Annotated in this window: 18 protein-coding genes; 9 read left to right on the top strand and 9 right to left on the bottom strand. The window is 72.0% G+C overall.

All coding sequences use genetic code 11. From position 1 onward, the window contains the following. Positions 1–14 precede the first annotated feature (14 nt). From arfB to gmk, 5 genes are all read left to right on the top strand, one after another. Positions 15–434: an alternative ribosome rescue aminoacyl-tRNA hydrolase ArfB gene (arfB, locus tag MKK53_RS20250; protein WP_243930554.1), complete on the top strand. Its 420-nt coding sequence runs from the start codon at positions 15–17 to the stop codon at positions 432–434. Between the two features lie 114 nt (positions 435–548). Then, positions 549–1493: a bifunctional DNA-formamidopyrimidine glycosylase/DNA-(apurinic or apyrimidinic site) lyase gene (mutM, locus tag MKK53_RS20245; RefSeq protein ID WP_243930553.1), complete on the top strand. Its 945-nt coding sequence runs from the start codon at positions 549–551 to the stop codon at positions 1491–1493. 87 nt (positions 1494–1580) lie between these two features. Continuing rightward, positions 1581–2984 carry an endolytic transglycosylase MltG gene (gene mltG / locus MKK53_RS20240; RefSeq protein WP_243930552.1) on the top strand — a complete coding sequence of 468 codons (1404 nt, stop codon included), beginning with the start codon at positions 1581–1583 and terminating at the stop codon, positions 2982–2984. Between the two features lie 191 nt (positions 2985–3175). Continuing rightward, entirely contained in the window at positions 3176–4054 is an 879-nt protein-coding gene (locus tag MKK53_RS20235) for a YicC/YloC family endoribonuclease (RefSeq protein ID WP_243930551.1), read from the top strand. Between the two features lie 49 nt (positions 4055–4103). Next, on the top strand, positions 4104–4760 hold the full coding sequence (gene gmk / locus MKK53_RS20230; protein WP_243930550.1) for a guanylate kinase: 657 nt from the start codon (positions 4104–4106) through the stop codon (positions 4758–4760). Between the two features lie 523 nt (positions 4761–5283). Here the strand turns inward: gmk and MKK53_RS20225 are convergent. From MKK53_RS20225 to rimP, 9 genes are all read right to left on the bottom strand, one after another. Next, entirely contained in the window at positions 5284–5844 is a 561-nt protein-coding gene (locus MKK53_RS20225) for a biliverdin-producing heme oxygenase (protein WP_243930549.1), read from the bottom strand. A 1-nt stretch (position 5845) separates the two neighbouring features. Then, complete coding sequence (locus MKK53_RS20220; protein ID WP_409564380.1) at positions 5846–8479, bottom strand: histidine kinase dimerization/phosphoacceptor domain -containing protein; 2634 nt, start codon at positions 8477–8479, stop codon at positions 5846–5848. 96 nt (positions 8480–8575) lie between these two features. After that, the gene (locus tag MKK53_RS20215; protein WP_243930548.1) at positions 8576–9979 is read right to left on the bottom strand and encodes a dihydrolipoyl dehydrogenase; all 1404 of its coding nucleotides are present in this window, start codon (positions 9977–9979) and stop codon (positions 8576–8578) included. A 70-nt stretch (positions 9980–10049) separates the two neighbouring features. Next, positions 10050–11072, bottom strand: a complete 1023-nt coding sequence (gene truB, locus MKK53_RS20210; RefSeq protein WP_243930547.1) for a tRNA pseudouridine(55) synthase TruB — start codon at positions 11070–11072, stop codon at positions 10050–10052. A 144-nt stretch (positions 11073–11216) separates the two neighbouring features. Further along, entirely contained in the window at positions 11217–11633 is a 417-nt protein-coding gene (rbfA, locus tag MKK53_RS20205; RefSeq protein ID WP_243930546.1) for a 30S ribosome-binding factor RbfA, read from the bottom strand. A gap of 108 nt (positions 11634–11741) precedes the next feature. Then, on the bottom strand, positions 11742–14771 hold the full coding sequence (gene infB / locus MKK53_RS20200) for a translation initiation factor IF-2 (protein ID WP_243930545.1): 3030 nt from the start codon (positions 14769–14771) through the stop codon (positions 11742–11744). 109 nt (positions 14772–14880) lie between these two features. After that, the gene (locus MKK53_RS20195; RefSeq protein WP_243930544.1) at positions 14881–15591 is read right to left on the bottom strand and encodes an RNA-binding protein; all 711 of its coding nucleotides are present in this window, start codon (positions 15589–15591) and stop codon (positions 14881–14883) included. A gap of 160 nt (positions 15592–15751) precedes the next feature. Beyond that, the gene (nusA, locus tag MKK53_RS20190) at positions 15752–17401 is read right to left on the bottom strand and encodes a transcription termination factor NusA (RefSeq protein WP_243930543.1); all 1650 of its coding nucleotides are present in this window, start codon (positions 17399–17401) and stop codon (positions 15752–15754) included. Between the two features lie 72 nt (positions 17402–17473). Beyond that, positions 17474–18244, bottom strand: coding sequence for a ribosome maturation factor RimP (rimP, locus tag MKK53_RS20185; RefSeq protein ID WP_243930542.1), 771 nt, complete (start codon positions 18242–18244; stop codon positions 17474–17476). Between the two features lie 188 nt (positions 18245–18432). Here rimP and MKK53_RS20180 point away from each other — a divergent pair, with 188 nt between their 5' ends. From MKK53_RS20180 to MKK53_RS20165, 4 genes are all read left to right on the top strand, one after another. Continuing rightward, entirely contained in the window at positions 18433–19395 is a 963-nt protein-coding gene (locus MKK53_RS20180) for a glycosylase (protein ID WP_243930541.1), read from the top strand. A 5-nt stretch (positions 19396–19400) separates the two neighbouring features. Then, positions 19401–20357 (top strand): hypothetical protein, encoded by a 957-nt coding sequence (locus MKK53_RS20175; protein WP_243930540.1) that lies wholly within the window; start codon positions 19401–19403, stop codon positions 20355–20357. Between the two features lie 187 nt (positions 20358–20544). Then, positions 20545–21294, top strand: coding sequence for a class I SAM-dependent methyltransferase (locus MKK53_RS20170; protein ID WP_243930539.1), 750 nt, complete (start codon positions 20545–20547; stop codon positions 21292–21294). Positions 21295–21330: 36 nt separating this feature from the next. Next, a complete protein-coding gene (locus MKK53_RS20165) occupies positions 21331–22041 on the top strand; it encodes a spermidine synthase (protein WP_243930538.1) in 711 nt (236 codons plus the stop codon). The last annotated feature ends 323 nt before the right edge of the window (positions 22042–22364 follow it).

Raw genomic sequence — 22364 nt, 5'->3', positions numbered from 1 at the left:
GGAAGGCGCCGGCCGTGACCCTCGTCTGCACGCCGGCGATCGCGATCCCCGACGCGGAGCTCATCGAGACCTTCGTGCGGGCGTCGGGTCCGGGGGGCCAGAACGTCAACAAGCTCTCCACGGCGGTGCAGCTGCGCTTCGACGTGCGCCGCTCCCGCGCCCTGCCCGATCCCGTCGCCGTGCGCCTGATGCGGCTGGCGGGGCGGCGGCTCACCGATGACGGCATCCTCGTCATCCTGGCGCAGCGGTTCCGCACCCAGGAGCGCAACCGCGCCGACGCCCGCGAGCGCCTCGCCGCCCTCGTCGCGGAGGCCGCCATACCGCCCACCCCCCGCCGCCCGACCCGGCCGACCCTGGCCTCGAAGAAGCGGCGGCTGGAGGAGAAGACCAAGCGGGGCGCCACCAAGCGGATGCGCGGCGCCCCGACGGACTGATCGGGACCACCACCTCGCCCCGCGGCGGGAAACTCCGGCGACGCGCGCACGGGGCGCATTGCCGCCCGCGCGGGCGGTGCCGATATCGGCGGGCGCCGAGAGAAACAGGACGACATGCCCGAACTGCCCGAGGTCGAGACCGTGCGACGGGGCCTTGAGCCCGCCCTGGTCGGCGCCCGCTTCAGCCGCGTGACGCTCCGCCGGCCGAACCTGCGCTTCCCCTTCCCCGAGCAGTTCGCCGGCCGGCTCGAGGGGCGCGCCGTCACCGCCCTCGCCCGCCGGGCGAAGTACCTCGCCGCCGCCCTCGATTCGGGCGAGACGCTGATCATGCACCTCGGCATGAGCGGGCGATTCGACGTGGCGATGCCGGACGGGCGCAATCTGTCCCCGGGGGATTTCTACCTGGAGGGCGCGCAGGGCGTGCCCAAGCACGACCACGTGGTGATGGCCATGTCCTCGGGCGCCACCGTGACCTACAACGACGCCCGCCGCTTCGGCTTCATGGACCTCGTGCCGAGCGATTCCCTCGACACCTGCCGCCACTTCGCGAAGATGGGCGTCGAGCCCCTGGACGGGCTGACGGGGGCGGTGATCGCGGGCCTGTTCCGGGGCAAGGTGACGCCCCTGAAGGCGGCCCTCCTCGACCAGCGGCTGATCGCCGGGCTCGGCAACATCTACGTCTGCGAGGCCCTGCACCGGGCGAGGCTCCACCCCGAGGCGGCGGCGGGCAGCCTCTCCCGCGCGGATGGCCGGCCGACGCCCCAGGCGAACGCCCTCGCCCGCGCCATCGTGGCGGTGCTGACGGAGGCCGTGGAGGCGGGGGGCTCGACGCTCCGGGACTACGCCCACACGGACGGCAGCGCCGGGAGCTTCCAGCACGCCTTCCGGGTCTACGACCGCACCGGCCTGACCTGCACCCGCGCCGGCTGCACCGGCACGGTGGCGCGGGTGGTCCAGAGCGGCCGTTCGACCTTTTTCTGTGCGACCTGTCAGCCGCCGGCCGTCGAACCCGCGGACCTTCGCCGTGCAGGACGGCAATTTCGCCACAAAAGCGGCTAGGGTCGCGCTCCCGACGCCCCAACCCGTTGCGGGTGGCTGGCCCGGACCCGTTCGCGAGACGGTTCGGCCGGCCCGCCGAGGATCCCGATGTTCTTTCGCCGTTCCAAGACGACGCCCGGTGAGGGACCGGATGCGGCCGGCCACGAAGACCGGGACGAGGAGCAGGCCCTGCCGCAGCGCCTCTCGCCGCGCTCGCCCAGCGAGGCGATCAAGCCCATCGCCGCCCCCCCGCCCCCGGAGCGGCCCGAGCGCGAGCGCGGCAGCTTCATCGGCCTGTTCAGCGGCCTCCTGACCTTCGGGGTGGCCGCCGCCCTGGCGGCGATGGTGACGCTCACGATCTACCAGCGCAACGTGCAGGAACCCGGCCCCCTCCCGGCGGACAAGGTGGTGGTGATCCCGAGCCGCAGCGGCACGAGCGAGATCGCCGAGACCCTCGCGAAGGAGGGCGTCATCCAGCATACCGGGCTGTTCGAGTTCGCCGCGCGGTTCGGCGGCCGTCCGCCGCTGCGGGCCGGCGAATACCTCTTCAAGGCCCATGCCAGCATCGGCGACACCCTGGACACCCTGGCCACCGGCCGGCAGGTCCAGCACGCGATCACCTTCCCCGAAGGGCTGACGTCGGAGCAGATCGTCGCCCGCCTCAACGAGAACGACGTGCTCGCGGGGGAGATCGGGGAGACCCCGCCGGAGGGCTCCCTCCTGCCCGACACCTACAAGTTCGAGCGCGGCGCGACCCGCCAGCAGATCGTCAACCTGATGAAGACGAAGCAGCGCGAGGTGCTCAACCAGATCTGGCAGCGCCGCAGCGCCGACATCCCGGTGAAGACGCCGGCCGAACTCGTCACCCTCGCCTCCATCGTGGAGAAGGAGACCGGCCGGGCCGACGAGCGCCCCCGGGTCGCCGCGGTGTTCGCCAACCGCCTGAACCGGCGGATGAAGCTACAATCCGACCCGACCATCGTCTACGGCCTCGTCGGCGGCCGGGGCACCCTCGGGCGGGGCATCCTGCGCTCCGAGATCGACCGGGCCACGCCCTACAACACCTACGTGATCGAGGGCCTGCCGCCGGGGCCCATCGCCAACCCCGGCAAGGCCGCCCTGGAGGCGACCGCCAACCCGTCCCGCACCCGCGACCTCTACTTCGTGGCGGACGGGACCGGCGGCCACGCCTTCGCCGAGACCCTGGAGGCGCACCAGCGCAACGTCGCCCGCTGGCGGGCCGTGGAGAAGAGCCGCCAGTCCCCGCCGGACGCGGTGGACAAGGCCGATCCCAACGCCGACCCGGCCGCGCCCCGGCCCACCGGCGCCATGCCCGCCGGCGGCACCAACGCGGCCTTCCTCGACCCGGCCTCGCCGGAGGCCCGCTCGCGCGCCTTCGACGCCTCGGAGGGCACGCGCCTCGATCCCCTGAAGAACCGGACCTACGACCTCGGCTCGCCCAAGAGCGTGCCCCTCCTGGCCGAGCCGCCGACCCTCAAGCCGAAGCGGTAGGGCCGCGGTTGGTGTGGGCCCGGGAATGACGGGGCTGGTTTTCAAACCCGCATCGTCATTCCGGGGCTCGCCGCAGGCGTGAACCCGGAACCCGGAGCCGCCGCCATCGCCGGACGGCCGACGCTCCTCCCCCTTCCCCTTGCAAAAGATCCGTGCGACAGCCGCCGTCCCTCCGGACGCCGACCCTGCCCATGGCCCAGATCGCGAGCATGACGGGATTCGCCCGGGCCGCCGGCACGACGGGCCCGGTGCAATGGGCGTGGGAGGTCCGCAGCGTCAACGGACGCGGGCTCGACGTGCGCGTCCGGGTGCCTTCCGGTTTCGAGGCCGTGGGCGAGACCGCCCGCACCGCCCTGCAGAAGACCCTGTCCCGGGGCCAGTGCCAGCTCTCCCTCACCCTTACCCGGAGCGAGGGGACCCCGCGGGTGCGCATCAACGAAACCCTGCTCGCCAGCCTCGCCCAGGCGGTGGCCCGGGTCCCCCGGCCGGAGGGCGTCGCCCCGGCGACCATGGACGGGCTGCTCGGCATCCGCGGCGTGGTGGAGGCCGAGGAGGAGGCCGCGCCCGAGACCGATTCGCTGAACCGCGACCTCACCGAGGGCGTGGTGCGGCTGGTGGCCGACCTCGTGGAGGCCCGCCGGGCCGAGGGGCGCCAGCTCGAAGAGATCGTCGGCGGACAGGTCGCCCGGATCGCCGCCCTGACCCTCGCCGCCGAGGACGAGCCTTCCCGCCGCACGGAGGCGGTGCGCGCCCGGCTGGCGGCGGCGATGGAGGCCCTGTCCGGCACCGGCCTCGACCCGGAGCGGCTTCACCAGGAGGCGGTGCTGCTCGCCGCCAAGGCCGATGTCCGCGAGGAGCTGGACCGCCTGCGCGCCCACGGGGCGGCGGCGCGGGACCTGCTCGCGGCGGGCGGACCCATCGGCCGGCGCCTCGATTTCCTGGCCCAGGAATTCGGGCGCGAGGCCAACACCCTCTGCGCCAAGGCCGGCGACATCGGCCTGTCGCGGATCGGACTCGACCTGAAGACCGTAGTCGAGCAATTCCGCGAACAGGTTCAGAATATCGAATGACTCTCCGGCTTATCGCAGGGCGGCGAGCAAGAGGGAGCCGGGCGAACCCGTGATCGACGAGACGAGAATTGCGCGGCGGGGCCTCATCCTCATCCTGTCCTCGCCGTCGGGCGCGGGCAAGACGACGCTCACCCGCGCCATCGCCGGGGATCCGAGTTGGGCCCTCGAACTGTCGATCTCGGTGACGACGCGGGCGCGGCGTCCCTCCGAGATCGACGGGCGGCACTACCATTTTATCGAGCGCGAGGCGTTCGAAGACCTGCGCGCCCGGGACGACCTGCTCGAATCGGCCGAGGTCCACGGCAACTTCTACGGCACGCCCCGGCGGCCGGTGGAGAAGGTGCTGGGCGCGGGCCGGGACATGATCTTCGACATCGACTACCAGGGCACCCGGCAGGTCCGCGGGAAGCTCTCGGGCGACGTGGTGAGCGTGTTCATCCTGCCCCCCAGCATGGCCGAGCTGCGCCACCGCCTGGAGCGCCGGGCCGAGGATTCCGCCGAGACCATCGAGCGCCGGCTCGCCAACGCCCGCACCGAGATCCAGCGGTGGAGCGAGTACGACTACGTCATCGTCAACGACGACCTGCAGGCGGCCTTCACCGCGCTGAAGGGCATCCTCGCCGCCGAGCGGTTGAAGCGCACCCGGCGCACGGGGCTCTCCGCGTTCGTGGAGGGTTTGCTGGCCGAGGCCGACGGGCAGGGGTAACCGCCCCCCGCGCCCGGCATCGCGGGCGCCGCGGCGGGCCCCAGGGATGCGGGCCTTCTCCGGCTCTCGCGCCGCCCTGGATTGCTTCGCTCTGCTCGCAAAGACGGGGGCGGCTCCTGCACCTCGCCGCCGTCATCGCGAGCGAAGCGAAGCGACCCAGGGATGCGGACCGCTTCAGGCCGTCGCGCCGCCCTGGATTGCTTCGCTGCGCTCGCAAAGACGGGGGCGGCTCCCGCACCTCACCGCCGTCATCGCGAGCGAAGCGAAGCGACCCAGGGATGCGGGCCTTCTCCGGCCGTCGCGCCGCCCTGGATTGCTTCGCTGCGCTCGCAAAGACGGGGGCGGCTCCCGCACCTCACCGCCGTCATCGCGAGCGCGGCGAAGCGACCCAGGGATGCGGGCCGCTTCAGGCCGTAGCGCCGCCCTGGATTGCTTCGCTGCGCTCGCAAAGACGGGGGCGGCTCCAGGGGCTCCTCCGGCGTCGCGAGCACAGCGCCGCGACCCGCCGTGACGGGCTGCGCGCTCAGGGCGCCTTCAGCCACATCCGCATCGCGTCGAACGTGGCGTTCGCCGCCGCCACGACCGCATCCCCATCCCCGTCGAAGGCCTCGAGGCGGGTGCGGAAGGCCGACCACATGGCCCCCGTCCCGGCCGCGTGGCCGGAATAGTAGGCCAGCCCGTCGCCGGCGAGGCCGTGGGTCGCCATGATGTGGCGTCCGATCACCCGGCCGCCCAGGGTCGAGCCCTCCAGGACGTAGAGCGCCCCCATCGCCTCGGCCGCCCCGCCGAGGGCGATGGGCCGGGCCCGGGGGAGGCCGGCGATGTCCTGCGCGGACAGGCCGAGGAAGCCGAGGTCGCGGTCGAGGGCACCGACGCGGCGGCGGGAATCGAAGAACGCGCCGTCCCCGAGCGCCGCGCCGATCGCCGGCTCCCAGGCGGCATGGAAGCCGTGCAGCCGGGCGAGCAGCCCACGGTAGCCGTCAAGGGTGGCGACCCGCGCCTCCCAGCCCAGCTCCTCCTCCAGGGCCGCGTGCGCGGACGCCGTCGCCGCCCGCAGCCGCAGGTGAAGGGCCCCCGCGGACATCTCAGGCCGTGATCGTGAAGCAGGCGCCGGGATTGTTCACCACATCGAGACGGGCGTTGATCTGGTCGAGCATCGCCCGGATCAGCTTCATGCCGAGGCCCGAGCCCTGCGCGCGGCCCTTCGGCTCGGCCCAGTCGGCGGGCAGGCCGCCGCCGTCGTCGCAGACCTTGAGCTGGACGCCACCCATGTCGTCCGCGGCCGAGACCGTCACCTCCACCCGGCCGCCGCCGGTCGGCGTGGCGGCGTATTTGAAGGCGTTGGTCACGAGTTCGGTGGCGATGAGCGAGAGGGCCACCGCCTTGCGGTAGGGCACCATCATCCCCCGCTCGACGGTGAGATCGACGGAATGCCCGTCCCCGGCGAGGCCGGCGAGGTCCTTGCACAGGCTCTCGATGGTCTGGCCGAGATCGACCTCGTCCACCCGGTCGGCCTGGTAGAGGCTGTCGTGGACCCGGGCGACGCTCATCACCCGCGCCGAGGTCTCGGCGAAGGCCTGCCGCGCCGCCGCATCGGAGATCTGGCGCCGCTGCATCTGCAGGAAGGCCGACACGATCTGCAGCGAGTTCTTCACCCGGTGGTCGATCTCGCGGGTGAGCAGGTCCTTCTGCGCCAGCAGGCGCTCCTTCTCGGCCAGCAGGCCGGTGAGTTCGTCGATCTTGCGCCGCTGGCGCAGGACGACGCCCTCCACCGCCTCCGCGAGGGAGCTCGCGAGGTTGGCCTGCCATTCCTGCCAGGGGTTGGCGTGGCCGGTGCGCTCCTCCACCCAGCGTTCGAACGAGCGCCGCGGCAGCACCGCCACCGAGCCGCTGCCCGCCAGCACCGGCTTGCGGGGGTCGCCGCCCCAGGTCACCGTGCTCGGCATCTCCGGGCGGAACCACACGAGCAGGGTCTCGCGGCCCTCGTCCACGAAGGCCGCAAGCAGGCCGCTCGCCACTTCGCGATACGCGGAGGCCTCCGGATAGACGGTGGTGAAGTGGCTGCTGTGGAAGCGCGTCTCGCCCGCCGGCAGGGTGTCCCGCAGCCACGCGGCGATCGCCTCGACGGCCTCGGGCGGGGGAGCCCGGCCGATCAGGGTCGCCCGGTCGCCGGTGACGATGCCGGCCCCGGTGGCGTCGAACAGGTGGAGCAGCGTGGTCACGCCGCCGGTCAGCGCACCCACGAAGTCGTCGGAGCGGGTGAGGCTGCGCACGAGGCGGCCTTCGACGTCGAGATGGGCCTGCCGTTCGGCCCAGAGCCGGCGGGACTCGATCTCCTGCACCCGCATGGCGAAGGCGTCGGTCAACACGGTCGCCGCCGCGCGGGTCTCCGGCGGCACGTAATGCGGCCGGCGGTGGTGGCCGATCATCAGCCCCCAGAGCTGCCCATCGACCATGATCGAGATCGACATGGAGCCGTTCACGCCGAGGTTGCGCTGGTACTCCAGGTGGATCGGCGACAGGGAGCGGTGCTGGGCGAAGGTGAGGTCGATGGGCGCGTTGGCGCCCCCCGGCGCGCCGACCAGGGGCACGGGCACGCTGTCCCGGTCGATCACGAAGCGGCTCTTGGCCTTGGTGTAGAGGGCCCGGGCCTGGGCCGGGATGTCGGAGGCGGGAAAGCGCAGGCCGAGCAGGCTGCGCGACCAGTTCGGCGCCTTGTCCTCGGCCACGGCCTCGCCGTTCCAGTCGGTGTCGAAGCGGTAGACCAGCATCGCCTCGAACCCGGTCAGGGCGCGGATCTCCAGGGCGGCGACGCGGGCCGCGCCCGCCAGGGTCTCGGCGGCGCGCAGCCGCGCCACGGCGAGCTCGGTATCGGTCTGGCTCGCCTGCCGGAAATCGTCCGCGATGTCCGGCTCGCGCTCGATCTCCACGATCAGGCGTTCGGCATGGACATGGGCGACGGCGAGGTAATTCGTCTCCGGCTGGACCGCGAAACGGATGCGCCGCCGGAGCGAGCGGCCGTCATCCAGGGTGCCGCTCGTGAGGCGCGCCCGCACGGCGTCCACGAAGGCGGCGGGCAGGACATCGCCCAGGGAGCGGCCGAGCAGGGGCGGCTCCGCCGGATTCACGATCTCCGTGATGTTGGTGGAGAAGGCGGTGACGAGGAGCGTCGCCGCGTCGGCGGCGAGCAGGACGGCGTTGGGCTGGATCGAGCCCGGCACGTGGATCGGCTCGCGCTCGCACAGGCCCGGATCGACCGGCTCCGAGCGGACCCGGCGGCCGATGGCCGAGACCACGGCCTCTCGGGTGGCGCCGAAGCCGATGGTCTCCAGGGCGTCGATCCGCAGCCAGGTCACCGGATTGCCGTCGAACCGGCCGTGCTGCATCCGCACCTGCGCCCGCAGGGGCTGCGGCAGGCGGCCGAACACGTATTCGAACTGCTCGTCGAGGACGCCCCGGCGGGAGCCGGCGAGGAACCGGCCACGGAACGCCGGTACGTTGGCCCCCGGCATCACGTCCTGGAAATAATCCCGGCCGAGCACGGCGGCGCGCGGCAGCTTCAGCAGCGCGCTGGCACCTTCGCTGAACGCGACGATGGTCCCCACCGCGTCGAGCGCGATGATGCCCGCATCGAGGCGATCGAGCTCGTCGGGGGCAAGGGCATCGAGGTCGCCGCCGCCCTGGCGGCCCTCCGAGGGGGGCTTGCTCGGCGGCATCATGCACGAGACCGGGTCATCGGACACGGTATGACGATGCCATTCACAAAGTGCAATGCTTGCAAGCCGGTTGTTTCTTTCCTTGTTCGGGAGCGTCGTTCAATTTCCGTTCGCATCACTGGTTTTTTGTATCATTCCTGACAATGCGGTGTAGAGGCCTTCCTCTACGGTCGGATGGTAGACTGGCCTGTCCTGCATGGCCTGGACGGTCAGCCCATCGCGCAGGGCGTTGGATACGATCTGCGCGAGATGCTCGACCGCAGGTCCCAGCATCTCTCCGCCGAGCAGGCGGCCATCGGGCGCCGCCCACAGGCGGATCCCGCCGCGATTGACCCCCTCCGTGCGCGCGCGCCCCTGATCGGCGAAATCCATCTGTGCCCCGATCCGGCCGGTTGCGTCGGGATCGTAGGGCTCACCGATCGCCGCGGCCTGGGGATGGGTGAAGACCATCGCCAGGGCCGGCCAGGGCGCGGGCGTCTCCACGCTGCCCCCCGCCGCCAGGGCGGCGGCGTTCCGTCCGGCGATGCCCCCCTGGCGGCTCGCCTCGTGCAGGACCGGGCGCCAGGCGTTGGCATCCCCGGCGATGAGGATCGGCGCCCCCCGGCAGACGAGGCTCCGGCGGTCGAAATCGGGCAGGCCGTCCTCGTCCAGGGCGAGGCCGGTGGCCTCCAGGCCGAGACCGCGCACGTTCGGGGGGCGGCCCGCCGCCGAGAGGACGCAGTCGGCCTGCGTGGCGTGAGTTCGCCCCTCCCCGTCGGTCCAGTCCAGCCGGACGCCCTCGCCCGCGCGCTCCGCCCCCTCGATCCGGGCGCCGAGATGCAGGGTGAACTCCTCCCCCAGGATCTCCGCCGCCTCGCGGACGAGGTCCGGATGCGTCAGCCCGGCGATGGTCCCGCCGGAATCGAACGCGGTGACCCGGACACCCAGGCGGGCCATCGCCTGGGCCAGCTCGACCCCCACGGCGCCGAGGCCGAGGATGGCCAGGGAGGCCGGCAGGGCGGGGATCTCGAACAGCGTGTCTGTGGTGAGCAGGCGGTCGCCCAGGCCCTTCAGGGGCGCCGGCACGGCGGGGCTGGACCCGATGGCGATCACGGCGGCGCCGAATCGCAGGCGGGTCGACCCCTCGATCTCGAGGGTGCGGCCATCGACGAAGCGGGCTTCACCCACGAGGCGGTCGTCCCCGGGGATCTTGTCCACGCCCTCCAGCACGGATCCCACGAAGCGGTCGCGCTCACGGCGCACCCGGTCGAGGACGGCCCCGCCATCGACCGCCATCGACCCGATCCGGATGCCGAACAGGTCGGCGTGACGTGCCTTGTGGGCGGCTTCGGCGGCGGCGATCAGCAGCTTGGAGGGCATGCAGCCGACGCGGGCACAGGTGGTGCCGCCGGGGCCACGCTCGATGAGGACGGCCTGCGCCCCCGCATCCCTGGCGGCCCGGTACGCGGCGAGACCGGCCGTTCCCGCGCCGATCACCGCCACGTCGCACACGCGTTCCAGCATCCCACCCCCCGGACTCGATCCGGGGGCCAACAGGGCGGGAAAACGTTCGTTCCGGGTGCGCCGACGCGCCTCAGGCCCGGCCGGGGGCCGTGCCGCCGAGGTGGAAGACCCGGTGCGGCACCAGTTCGCCCCGCTCCACGTCGCCCACCGCCACGAGGATGCCGGAGCAGGTGGCGAACGCCTTGCCCGAGACCGGCGCGTCCCGCCCGCGCAGGATCACCGGCTGGCCGCGCATGAGGCGCAGGCCCATGTCGCGGGAGACGGCGACGCCGGGGATGGCGTCGAGGGCGGTCTCCACCGGGCGCAGGTGGGCGAGGGCCGCCTCCGGCCCGTCGTCGGTGAGGGTGGCCACCCCGCAGGACTCCGCTTCGGCGAACGGCCCGACCCGGGTGCGCCGCAGGGCGGCGACGTGGCCGTAGCAGCCGAGCATCCGCCCGAGGTCGCGGGCGAGCGCGCGGACATAGGTGCCCTTGCCGCACTCGGCCTCGATGACGGTCTGCCCGTCGTCGTGGGACACCACCTCCAGCCGGTCGATCTGGACGGGGCGGGCCACGAGTTCCACCATCTCGCCGTCGCGGGCGAGGTCGTAGGCCCGCTCGCCCTGGATCTTGATCGCCGAGTAGCGCGGCGGCACCTGCTCGATGGCGCCGACGAAGGCCGGCAGCGCCGCCTCCACCGCCTCACGCCCGGGCCGGGCGTCGCTGGTGGCGACCGGGCGCCCCTCGGCGTCGTCCGTGTCGGTCTCGACACCCCACGACACGGTGAAGCGGTAGGCCTTGCGGCCGTCCATGACGAAGGGGACCGTCTTGGTCGCCTCACCCAGGGCGATGGGCAGGATGCCGGAGGCCAGGGGATCGAGGGTGCCGGCGTGGCCGGCCTTCTTGGCGTTGAAGGCGCGCTTCACCACCGCCACGGCGTGAGTCGAGGTCATGCCGACATGCTTGTCGAGGATCACCCAGCCGGACACGTCCTTGCGCTTGGGGCGATCCGGCCGGGGGCCGCGGGCCTGGGGACGACGGCTCTCCTGGCCGTGGGTCTCGCCCGGCAGGCCGGCCGGCGGCGGCTGCGCGTGATCGTCGGTGGAAACCGTCATGTCCCTCTGTGCCCTAGAGCGTGATCGATACAGGTTTCAAAAGGACAGGTCCTTTTGCGCGTGCAGGGACGGAGCCCTGCGAGGGATTCCCGGCATGGCGCCCAGACATCCCGCCGGAGGGGCCAGCCCCCCGGGGTCACCGGATCAATGATCGGCGTCCTGATCCGTTTCGTCCGGGTCCAGGTCCCGGCGGACACGCTCGTCGCGCAGGAGCCGGTCGATCCGGGCAGCCTCGTCGAAGGTCTCGTCCCGGCGGAAGCGCAGCTCCGGGGCGTATTTCAGGTTCACCCGGCGGGCCACCTCCTGGCGCAGCACCTTCCGGTGCCGCTCCAGGGCCGCGATCACGGGCGCCTCGTCCTGGCCGCCGAGGGGCATGATGTAAGCCGTGGCGAGCTTGAGGTCCGGTGACATCCGCACCTCGGGCACGGTCACCACGTGCGAGCCGAGCACCGGATCCTGGATGTCGCCCCGCTGCAGCACCTCGGCCAGCGCGTGGCGAATCAGTTCCGCGACGCGCTGCTGGCGCTGGGAGGGGCCGGTCGTTGTGGGTTTCTGCGCCATGGTCCCGCGCTAGGGCCGCTGCCGCATGGGCGGACCCTGCCTCCAAGAAAAGAAAAACGGCCGCGGCGGGTGCCGCGGCCGCCCTGTCCGGACGGTCCGTCCGGACGATCAGAGCGTGCGGCGGATCTCCTCGACCCGGTAGCACTCGATCTCGTCGCCTGCGCGCATGTTCTCGAAGTTCTCGAAGGCCATGCCGCATTCCTGGCCGCTCGTGACCTCCTTCGCGTCGTCCTTGAGACGCTTGAGGGTCTTGAGCTTGCCCTCGTGGATGACGACGCTGTCGCGCACGAGGCGGACATGGGCGCCGCGCTCCACGACACCGTCGGTTACGCGGCAACCGGCGACCTTGCCGACCTTCGACACCTCGAAGACCTGAAGGATCGTCGCCGAACCGAGGCGCTCCTCGCGGAGCGTCGGCGGGAGCATCCCCGACAGGGTCGCTTTGATGTCGTCCACGAGGTCGTAGATGATGTTGTAGTAGCGGATCTCGACGCCGGCCCGCTCGGCAGCCTCGCGGGCCTCCTTGTGGGCGCGGACGTTGAAGCCGATCACCACCGCCTTGGATGCCTGGGCCAGGGTGATGTCCGATTCGGTGATGCCGCCGACGCCCGAGAGCAGGATGCGGGCCGCCACCTCGTCGTTGCCGAGCTTCTCCAGCGCGCCGACGATGGCTTCCACCGAGCCCTGCACGTCGCCCTTGATGAGGACGGGCAGTTCCTTGCGGCTCGAGCCTTCCTTGATCTCGCGCATCATGTCCACGAGCGAGCGGTTGGCACCGCCGGTGCGGGCCGCCGCACGCTCCCGCTTGATGCGGGCGCGGTACTCGGTGACTTCGCGGGCACGGGCCTCGGTCGGGACCACGATCACGCGGTCGCCGGCATCGGGGGTGCCGTTGAAGCCCAGCACCTCCACCGGGACCGACGGGCCGGCGTACTGCACGTTGTCGCCGAGGTCGTCGATCAGGGCGCGGACCTTGCCCCATTCGGCGCCGGCCACGACGATGTCGCCGGTGAACAGGGTGCCGCGCTGCACGAGCACCGTCGCCACCGGGCCGCGGCCGCGGTCGAGCTGGGCCTCGATCACCGTACCTTCACCGTCGCGCTTCTCGTTGGCGCGCAGGTTCATGATCTCGGCCTGGAGCTGCAGGCCTTCGAGGAGCTCGGGGAGCCCGTCGCTGGTCTTGGCCGACACCTCGAATTCCAGGGTCTCGCCGCCCATGGACTCGACCTGGATGTCGTGCTGCAGCAGCTCGGTGCGCACCCGCTGCGGGTTCGCATCCGGCTTGTCGATCTTGTTGATCGCGATGATCATCGGGACGTTCGCAGCCTTCGCGTGCTGAATCGCCTCGATGGTCTGGGGCATGACGCCGTCATCGGCCGCCACCACGATCACCACGATGTCCGTCACCTTGGCGCCGCGGGCGCGCATGGAGGTGAAGGCCGCGTGGCCGGGGGTGTCGATGAACGTGATGAGGTCGCCGGAGGGCGACGCCACCTGGTAGGCGCCGATGTGCTGGGTGATGCCGCCGGCCTCGTCGTCGGCGACGTTGGCCTTGCGGATCGCGTCGAGCAGCGAGGTCTTGCCGTGATCGACGTGGCCCATGATCGTGACGACCGGGGGACGGGGATCGAGATCCTCCTCCAGATCCGGCTCGTCCGAGGACAGACCCTCTTCGACGTCCGACTCGGCGACGCGGCGGACCGTGTGGCCCATTTCCTCGGCGATGAGCTGGGCGGTGTCCGAATCGATCACGTCGGTGATCTTGTGGATCTGACCCTGCTTCATCAGCATGCGGATCACGTCCACCGCCCGCTCCGACATGCGGTTGGCGAGTTCCTGGATGGTGATCGTCTCGGGAATGATCACTTCGCGGGACAGCTTCTCTTTTTGCTCGACCTGGCCACGGCCGCTCATCCGCTGCTGGCGGCGGCGGAACGAGGCGACCGAGCGCGTGCGCTCGTCTTCGCCCGCGGTGGCGTTGGCGATGGTCAGACGGCCGCGGTTGCGGTCGCCACCCGGACCCTTGGGGGTCTTGGGCGGGGTGATGATCTTGAGCGGCATGCCGGGCCGCCGGATCACCCGCTTCGTCTCAGATTCGTCGTCGTTGGTCTGGGCACCGCGGCCGGCGGCCGGGCGGGCCGTGGCCGCACCGGCCGGGCGGGCGGCGGTGGTCGGCGTCGCCGACTTCTCCGGTTCCGGCGCGGGGGCCGGGCGGGCCATAAAGTTCAGGTCCCGCGGCTTGCGGTTGTCCGCGGTGAGGATCTTGCGCGGCTCGTTGGAGGCCGGGCGCGGCGCCGGGGCGGCCGGGCGTGCGGACGCCTCGCCGGTCCGGGCGGCCGGGCCGGCGGAACGCGCCGCGGTGGGACGGGACGCAGCCGCCGGCTGGCGGGCCGGCGCGGCGGGCTGGCGGGGCGCCGCGGCCGGAGCCTGCACCTGCACGGGGGCCGGCGTGGGAGCGGTGGGTGCCGCGGCCTGGGTCGGAGCCGGAGCGGAAACCGGAGCCGCCGCGACGGGCGCGGGGGCGGCGGGAGCCGGCTCGGCGGGTGCCGGAGCAGGAGGCGCGGCGGCAGCGGCCTTGGCGGCCTCGGCGGCAGCGACGGCCTGCGCCTCGGCGGCGGCCTTGCGGGCAGCCTCCTCGGCGGCCTTGGCCTCGGCGGCGGCGCGGGCGGCCTCCTCCTCGGCGCGGCGACGGGCTTCCGCCTCCTCGCGCTGACGGCGGGCCTCGGCCTCGGCGGCGGCGCGCTTGGCGGCCGCCTCCTCCTCAGCCTTGCGGCGGCCTTCGGCCTCCCGGCGCTGGGCGTCGGCAAGGGCGGCGGCGCGGGCCGCGCTTTCCTGCTCGCTCAGGGTCCGGAGCACGACGCCACCGGCAGCGGGACGCTGCGGGGTGCGCGGCGGCGCGGCGGCCGCTCCGCCGACCGGGCGGACGCTGGGCGCGGGGCGGGCGGCGGGCGCGGCATCCCTGGCCGGCGCCGCGGGGGCACCGACGCGACGCTTCACCGTCTCGACCATGACCTGCTTCGTGCGGCCATGGGAGAAGCTCTGCCGCACCACACCCTGTTCGATCGGGCGCTTCAAGGACAACGGCTTGCGGGATTCCCGCTCCGGCACCTTGTCGCCCGGGTTGTTCGTGTCACTCATCCAGTCAGAACCCTGGGGGTTACCATTCGTACCGTGGACTGCACCCCGGCGGCACCGGATGCGCAGTCAAACTCGTGTCGTCTCGTGGGGCTCGTAAGATCCCGCCGCGTCAGACAGGATCGGGCTCCTCGGTCGCCGTGGCGGCGCCCTCGAAAGATCGTAGCCGACGCCAACGTGACAGGCAGCCGGCAGCTCCGGCTCCTGCGACGAGCGCAGCGTGTATCACATGATCCCGACCCAAGGCCATGTCCAATTCGTCCTCGGACAAGTCATCGACGATCGGGATGGTTGATATGGCTTGTCCATGGCGCCGCATCAAGGCGGCGGCAATCTTTCTGCGGCCGTCGGGGCTCGCTTCACTGGCATGAATCACCGCCGCGACCCCCGGATCCGATCCGATGGCCGATTCGACCTTGCCGAAACCGGCCACGACGTTGCCCGCCTTGTTGGCCAGGGCGATGGCCTGTCGAAAATCGGCGCGCAGGGCCTCGGCGATTCGGTCGGGCAGGTCGGCCCCCGCCGGGGACGGCCCCTTGAAGGCCCGGGAGAACAGGTTCTTGCGCAGCGCCGTCTGCACGGCGTCGCGCCTCGCGCTGACCCAGGCGCCCCGGCCGGGGAGCCGGGCGCGCAGGTCGGGCACCACCGTCCCGTCCGGCCCGCGGACGAAGCGGATCATCGCCTCGGGGGCCTGCGCCACCCGCGTGACGATGCAGGTGCGGGTCCGCGCCCGGCGGCCGGGCCCCGCATGGTCGGGTCCCGAATCGAGGGCATCCCCGATCTCTGGCTCCTGGTCGGAGAGGCTGTCCACGGCCACCGTCATGCTGCGGCACCCCTTCCGCACCCTGCCGTAATCGCGCACGCGGAGGGGCGCCCCAGGGACGCGGGACGTCTGCGGACGTCGCCGGTCCCCGGATCGCTCCGCTGCCCGCGCGAGGGCGGCGCGCCCGCGAGCGTATGGATCGGCGCCCGCCTCACCCCTGTCAGGTCCGCTGCTCGGCGGACTCGTCCTGCGAGGAATCGGCCACCTCGGCGTCGGCCTCGGCGCCCTCTTCCCCCTCTTCCGTCTCCTCGGGCTCGGCGGGGGCCTCAATCCAGCCCGCATGGACGCGGGCGGTCATGATCAGCGCCTCGGCCTCGGCCCGCGACAGCTCGAACCCGTCGAGGAAGCCTGCATGACGGACGGCCTCCGGCCCGCGGCCCTCGACATAGCCCACGAGGTCGTCGGTGGCGCAGCCGGCCAGATCCTCGACCGACTTCACGTCGTTCTCGCCGAGGGCGACCATCATCGGGGTGGTGATGCCCTCCAGCTCGCGCAGGTCGTCCGAAACGCCGAGTTCCCGGCGGCGGTCGTCGTGCTCCTGCTCGATCCGGGCGAGGTGATCCTGCGCGCGGGCCTGGATCTCGGCGCCGGTCTCCTCATCGAGACCCTGGATGTTGGACAATTCTCCGGTCTCGACGAAGGCGATCTCCTCCACCGAGCGGAAGCCTTCCGCCGCGAGGAGCTGGCCCACGGTCTCGTCCACGTCGAGGGCTTCCATGAAGATCTGGGTCCGCTCGGCGAACTCCTTCTGGCGCCGCTCGGATTCCTCGGCCTCGGTGAGGATGTCGATGTCCCAGCCGGTGAGCTGCGAGGCGAGCCGCACGTTCTGGCCCCGGCGGCCGATGGCGAGGGAGAGCTGGTCGTCGGGCACCACCACCTCGATGCGGTCGGCCTCCTCGTCCAGCACCACCTTCACCACCTCGGCGGGCTGGAGGGCGTTGACGATGAAGGTCGCCTGATCCTCCGACCAGGGGATGATGTCGATCTTCTCGCCCTGCAGCTCGGCCACCACCGCCTGGACGCGGGAGCCGCGCATGCCGACGCAGGCGCCGACGGGATCGATCGACCCGTCGCGGGAGATCACCGCGATCTTGGCGCGGGAGCCCGGATCGCGGGCCACCGCCTTCACCTCGACGATGCCGTCGTAGATCTCGGGCACTTCCTGGCCGAACAGCTTGGCCATGAATTGCGGGTGCGAGCGCGACAGGAAGATCTGCGGCCCGCGGACCTCGGCGCGCACGTCGAACAGGTAGGAGCGGATCCGGTCGCCGGGGCGGAAGGTCTCGCGCGGGATCATCTCGTCGCGGCGGACGATGCCCTCGCCCCGGCCGAGATCGACGATGACGTTGCCGTACTCGACGCGCTTGACCACGCCGTTGAGGATCTCGCCGATCCGGTCCTTGTACTCGTCGAACATCCGGGCGCGCTCGGCGTCGCGGACCTTCTGGACGATGACCTGCTTGGCCGACTGGGCGGCGACGCGGCCGAAATCGAAGGGCGGCAGGGTGTCGGAGATCACGTCGCCCACCAGGGCGCCGGGGTTGAAGCGGCGGGCCTGATCGAGGGTGATCTCGCGGGCGTCGTTCTCCACCTGCTCCACCACCAGCAGGTGGCGGGAGAGGCGCAGCGCCCCGCTCTTCGAGTCGATCTCGGCGTGGACGTCCGTCTCCGCGCCGTAGCGGGAGCGGGCGGCCTTGGCGATCGCCTCCTCCATCGCCTCGATGACGATGCCGCGGTCGATCACTTTCTCGCGGGCGACCGCGTCGGCGATCTGGAGGAGTTCGAGCCTGTTGGCGCTGACGACGGCCATCGGTTCAGGTCCTTCTTCACAGGTCATCATGCCCGGCGCCCCTCGGCGCGCGGACCGGATTCGAAAACAATCTCAGAGCGGCTCGTCGCGACCCTTGAGCCGGGCGGCCTTGGTGAGGACCGGCTGCTTCGGCCCGCCGCGGGCGGGCTTCGCGGCGCCCGGTTTCGCGGCCCCCGGCTTCCGGCCCGCCGGCTTCGCCTTCGGTGAGGCGGCCTTGCGCGGCGCGGGGCGGGGCGCCTCGGCCTCGGGCTCATCCGTCTCGTCCGCCGCGTCGCCCTCGTCCGGCGGGCCGCCCCGGCGCAGGGATTCGCGCACCAGCTCGTCCGTGAGGACGAGGTGCGCGTCGGCGAGGTCCCGCAGGGGGAGGACGATCCGGCTCGGAAGGCCCTCCTTCACGTCGGGCAGGTCGATCGGGACCGTCCTGCCCTCGGCATCCGGCACGCCGATCAGGCCCCGGAAGCGCTTCCGCCCGTCCAGGGGCACCGCCAGTTCGACCTTCGCCTCGTGGCCGGCCCAGCGGGCGAAGTCCGAGACCCGCACCAGCGGCCGGTCGATCCCCGGCGAGGACATTTCGAGGTGGTAGGCCACACCCACCGGATCGTCGAGGTCGAGGATCGGCGACAGGACGCGGCTCGCCGCCTCGCAATCGTCGATGGTGCAGGTCCCGTCCGGCCGCTCCAGCATGATCTGCACGGTGCAGCCGTTCTGGGCCGAGACCTTCACCCGCACGAGGCGGTAGCCGAGGCCCTGCAACGGGCCCTCGACGACCCGCGCCACCTGCGCGCCGACGCCGCTCTCGCCGGCGAGGCGTGGTTCCGTGAGATCGGAGGGAGATTCGGCCATGGGAGTTACGCGCAAGAGCCCGCATCGGGGGGCGAGGTCGCGGCCAAAAAAAAGAGCGGGCCCGGGGGCCCACTCCGAACCGCAGCCTCGCGACTGCCATCAGAAATGATGTCCGTTACTTACGGTCATTCGCCTTCCGCCGCAAGGGCCGCGCGGGTAGTCTGCGCCGTCGCGACAGGGGGAACGACGTGCCGCATTGGCGCAAGCTCGGCCGGGTCTTCGACCCGATGACGGTCCGGGATCGGCCCTGGCTGAAGGAATTCGCACAGGCGCCGAGCGCCCTGATCTGCGGCGACGTGGTGCGGATCTACTTTTCCTGCCGCCCGCCCGCCGACGCGGCCGGGCAATACGTGAGCCACAGCGCCTATGTCGATCTCGACCGGGCCGACCTGTTCACGATCCGCGCCGTGGCCGAGGCGCCGATCCTGCCCCTGGGGCAGACCGGCGCCTTCGACGAGTTCGGCGTCTATCCCGTCTCGGTGATCCGGCACGGGGACGAGGTGCGGGCCTATTACGCCGGCTGGACGCGCTGCGAATCGGTGCCCTTCAACACCGCCATCGGCTGCGCCGTGAGCCATGACGGCGGCGTGCGCTTCGAGCGGCTGGGGCCGGGGCCGATCCTGCCCTACGGCCCGGACGAGCCCTTCGTGATGAGCGGGCCGAAGGTCCGCATCTTCGGCGGCACGTGGTATCTGTTCTACATCGCCGGCCGGAGCTGGACGATGCATGGTGGCCGGGCCGAGCCGGTCTATCGCATCCGCATGGCGACCTCCCCCGACGGGCTGACCTGGACCAAGGCGGGCCACGACCTGATCCCGCCCCGGATCGAGCCCGACGAGGCGCAGGCGAGCCCCGACGTCTTCTTCGCGGACGGGCGCTACCACATGCATTTCTGCTACCGGTACAGCACCGATTACCGCGGCCATGAACGCGGCTACCGCATCGGCTACGCCTGGAGCGACGACCTCGTGACATGGACCCGCGCCGACGAGCGCGCCGGTATCGACGTCTCGGCGGAGGGGTGGGACGCGCAGATGGTGAGCTATCCGCACGTCTTCACGGTCGATGGCCGGACCTACCTCGCCTATCTCGGCAACGATGTCGGGCGCGGCGGCTTCGGCCTCGCCGTCCTCGACGGGCCGATGGGGTGACGCCGATGCGCTGGGACAGGCTCGGCCTCGTCTTCGACCTTCGGGCGCATCCGCTGCCCTTCGGCATCGGCGCGTTCGCGCAGGGGCCGCAGGCCCTGGTGCTGGACGACCGCGTGAGGGTCTACGTCTCCACCCGCAGCCGCGATCCGGACGGGAAGTACCGCAGCCTCGTCGCCTTCGCGGATTTCACCCGCGACCTCTCGGCGGTCCTCGGCGTCAGCCGGAGCCCGGTGATCGAACCCGGCGGGCTGGGCACCTTCGACGAGCACGGCATCTTCCCGATGACCGTGCTCGCCCATGACGGGACGGTCTACGGCTACACGACCGGATGGAGCCGCCGCGTCTCGGTCTCGGTCGAGACCGGGATCGGCCTCGCCATCAGCCGAGACGGCGGCCTCACCTTCACCCGGCACGGCGCCGGGCCGGTGCTCTCGGCCACCCTGAACGAGCCCTTCCTCGTGGGCGACGGGATCGTGCGGGTGATCGGCGGCCGGTTCCACATGTGGTACATTTTCGGCACGCAATGGACCCGGCCCGCGCCCGGCGCGGAGGCCGAGCGGGTCTACAAGATCGGCCACGCCACCTCGGCGGACGGGATCGCCTGGGTGAAGGAGGATGGGCGCCGGATCGTGCCCGACCGCCTCGGCCCCACCGAATGCCAGGCGCTGCCCACCGTCTTCGACCGGGACGGGCGCCACCACATGGTGTTCTGCTACCGCGAGCAGGTCGGCTTCCGCACCGATCCGTCGCGGGGCTACCGGCTCGGCCATGCGTGGTCGGACGACCTCGCCACGTGGACGCGGGACGATGCCATGCTCGGCCTGCCGAGCGTGCCGGGCGAGTGGGACGGGGCGATGCAATGCTACCCGAACGCCTTCACCTGCGACGGGGCCACGTACCTCCTCTACAACGGCGATGCGTTCGGGCGATTCGGTTTCGGCGCGGCGCGGCTGCTGGGGTAAGTCTCGGCCCTCGTGTCTCACGTGACCCTTTCCCGAGAGTCCGGCCGGACAGTCGCGGCTTTCCCCTCTCCCCGCAGGCGGGGCGAGGGGAGGCCAACCCTTCCCGGCCGGAGTGGGCCTCGAAGGATGACGTAACGTCTTGAGAGTACGGTTCAAACGGGATCTGCACGGCGACGAGGATCGAACCATGACCGGGGCACGCGATTTCGACCGCGAGGCGCAGGATGTGCAGGGGCACCGCTACGCCTACGACTTCGACTTCGACGTCATGCACGGCTACATGGTGCGGGCCTTCGCGCCGTTCTTCCGGCCGGGCCGGTTGCTCGAACTCGGCAGCTTCCGGGGCGACTTCACCCGGCGCCTGACGCCGCACTTCTCCGACATCACCTGCGTCGAGGCCTCCGGCGAGGCCGTGGAGGCCGCGCGCGAGCGACTCGGCGGTGCGGCGATCATCACCCATGCCACCTTCGAGGAGGCCGCCCTCCCCGGCCGCTTCGACACGGTGGTGCTCACCCATGTCCTCGAACATCTCGACGACCCGGTCGGGGTGCTGCGGCGGGTGAACGACGAATGGCTCGCCGAAGGCGGGCGCCTCCTCGTCGCCTGCCCGAACGCCAACGCGCCCTCCCGGCAGATCGCCGTGCGGATGGGCCTGATCCCGCACCACAGCGCCGTCACCGAGGCCGAGCGCCAGCACGGCCACCGCCGCACCTACGCCCTCGACACCCTGGAGCGCGACACCGTGGCGGCGGGCCTGCGCGTCGTCCACCGCTCGGGAATCTTCTTCAAGGCGCTCGCGAACTTCCAGTGGGACGCGCTGCTCAAGACCGATATCGTCTCGCAGGATTACCTCGATGGGTGCTATGCGCTCGGACAGGTCTATCCCGACCTCTGCGCGAGCATCTACCTCGTCTGCGAGGCAGGCCGCGCGGCCTGACCCGGAGCCGCCCTTCGCGCGGCGTGAGAGTGAACCGTGCTTCCCTGGATCGAGATCGACACCGGCCCCGTCCCCGGCTGCGACGCCCCGCTGCGGCTGATGCAGAGGGGCCAGGAATTCTCGATCTTCGCCGGGTCGAACGAGCTGATGAACAGCTTCCGCGGCGGCTCGGAGGAGGCGCTGGCGGTGCTGGCCTGCGAGCGCCTCGCCGGCCTGCGCGCCCCGCGGGTGCTGATCGGCGGGCTCGGCATGGGCTTCACCCTGCGCGCGGCGCTGGCGAGCCTGGGGCCTGACGCCCACGTGGCCGTGGCCGAACTGGTGCCGAAGGTCATCGCCTGGGCGAAGGGCCCGCTCACCGGCGTCTTCAAGGGATGCCTGGACGACCCCCGCGTCGCCCTGCACGAGGCGGACGTGAACCGCCTGATCCAGTCGGGTCAGGGCGCCTGGGACGCGATCCTGCTCGACGTCGACAACGGCCCGGAGGGCCTCACGCGCCGGGAGAACGACCGGCTCTACGACAGCTGGGGCGTGAAGCGGGCGCTCTGGGCGCTCAGCCCGAACGGCGTCCTCGGCGTGTGGTCGGGCGGGCCCGACCGGAAGTTCAAGGCGCGGCTCCAGAACGGCGGGTTCGTGGTGGACGAGGTAAGGCCCCGGTCGGGCGGCCGGCGCGGGGCCCGGCACGTCGTCTGGCTCGCCTCCCGCCCGAACCGGGCCGCCCCCCCCGCCGGCCGCGCCCCCGGGCGCTGATCCGGCCCGCGCCGCTCGTCTTTTTTTCCCGGTCGTTCCGCCCGCGGGATCGGCCCGGGGACGGCCTCAGGGATAGCGCTGGAACTCAGTATTGGTCCGGGTCGTCAGCGGCCACGGCGCCGTCCGCGCAAGCAACGACATCTCCCGCCCCGCGGTGACCGGATGGCCAACGCCGCGTCCGGGACCGGGGAATTGTGCCCGGCGGAGTTGCATTCCTTCCCGGTTGCTGTCGAGAACCGGGCGATTGAACCACTATAGGTTGGGTTGCTGGGGGCCACACGCCGGTCTGAGCGAGCAGTGCAGCGCCGGGCGAACAACTGGAC

It is taken from the genome of Methylobacterium sp. J-076, from assembly GCF_022829405.1.
Lineage (GTDB): Bacteria > Pseudomonadota > Alphaproteobacteria > Rhizobiales > Beijerinckiaceae > Methylobacterium.
This window is presented reverse-complemented; position numbering and strand designations above follow the sequence as displayed.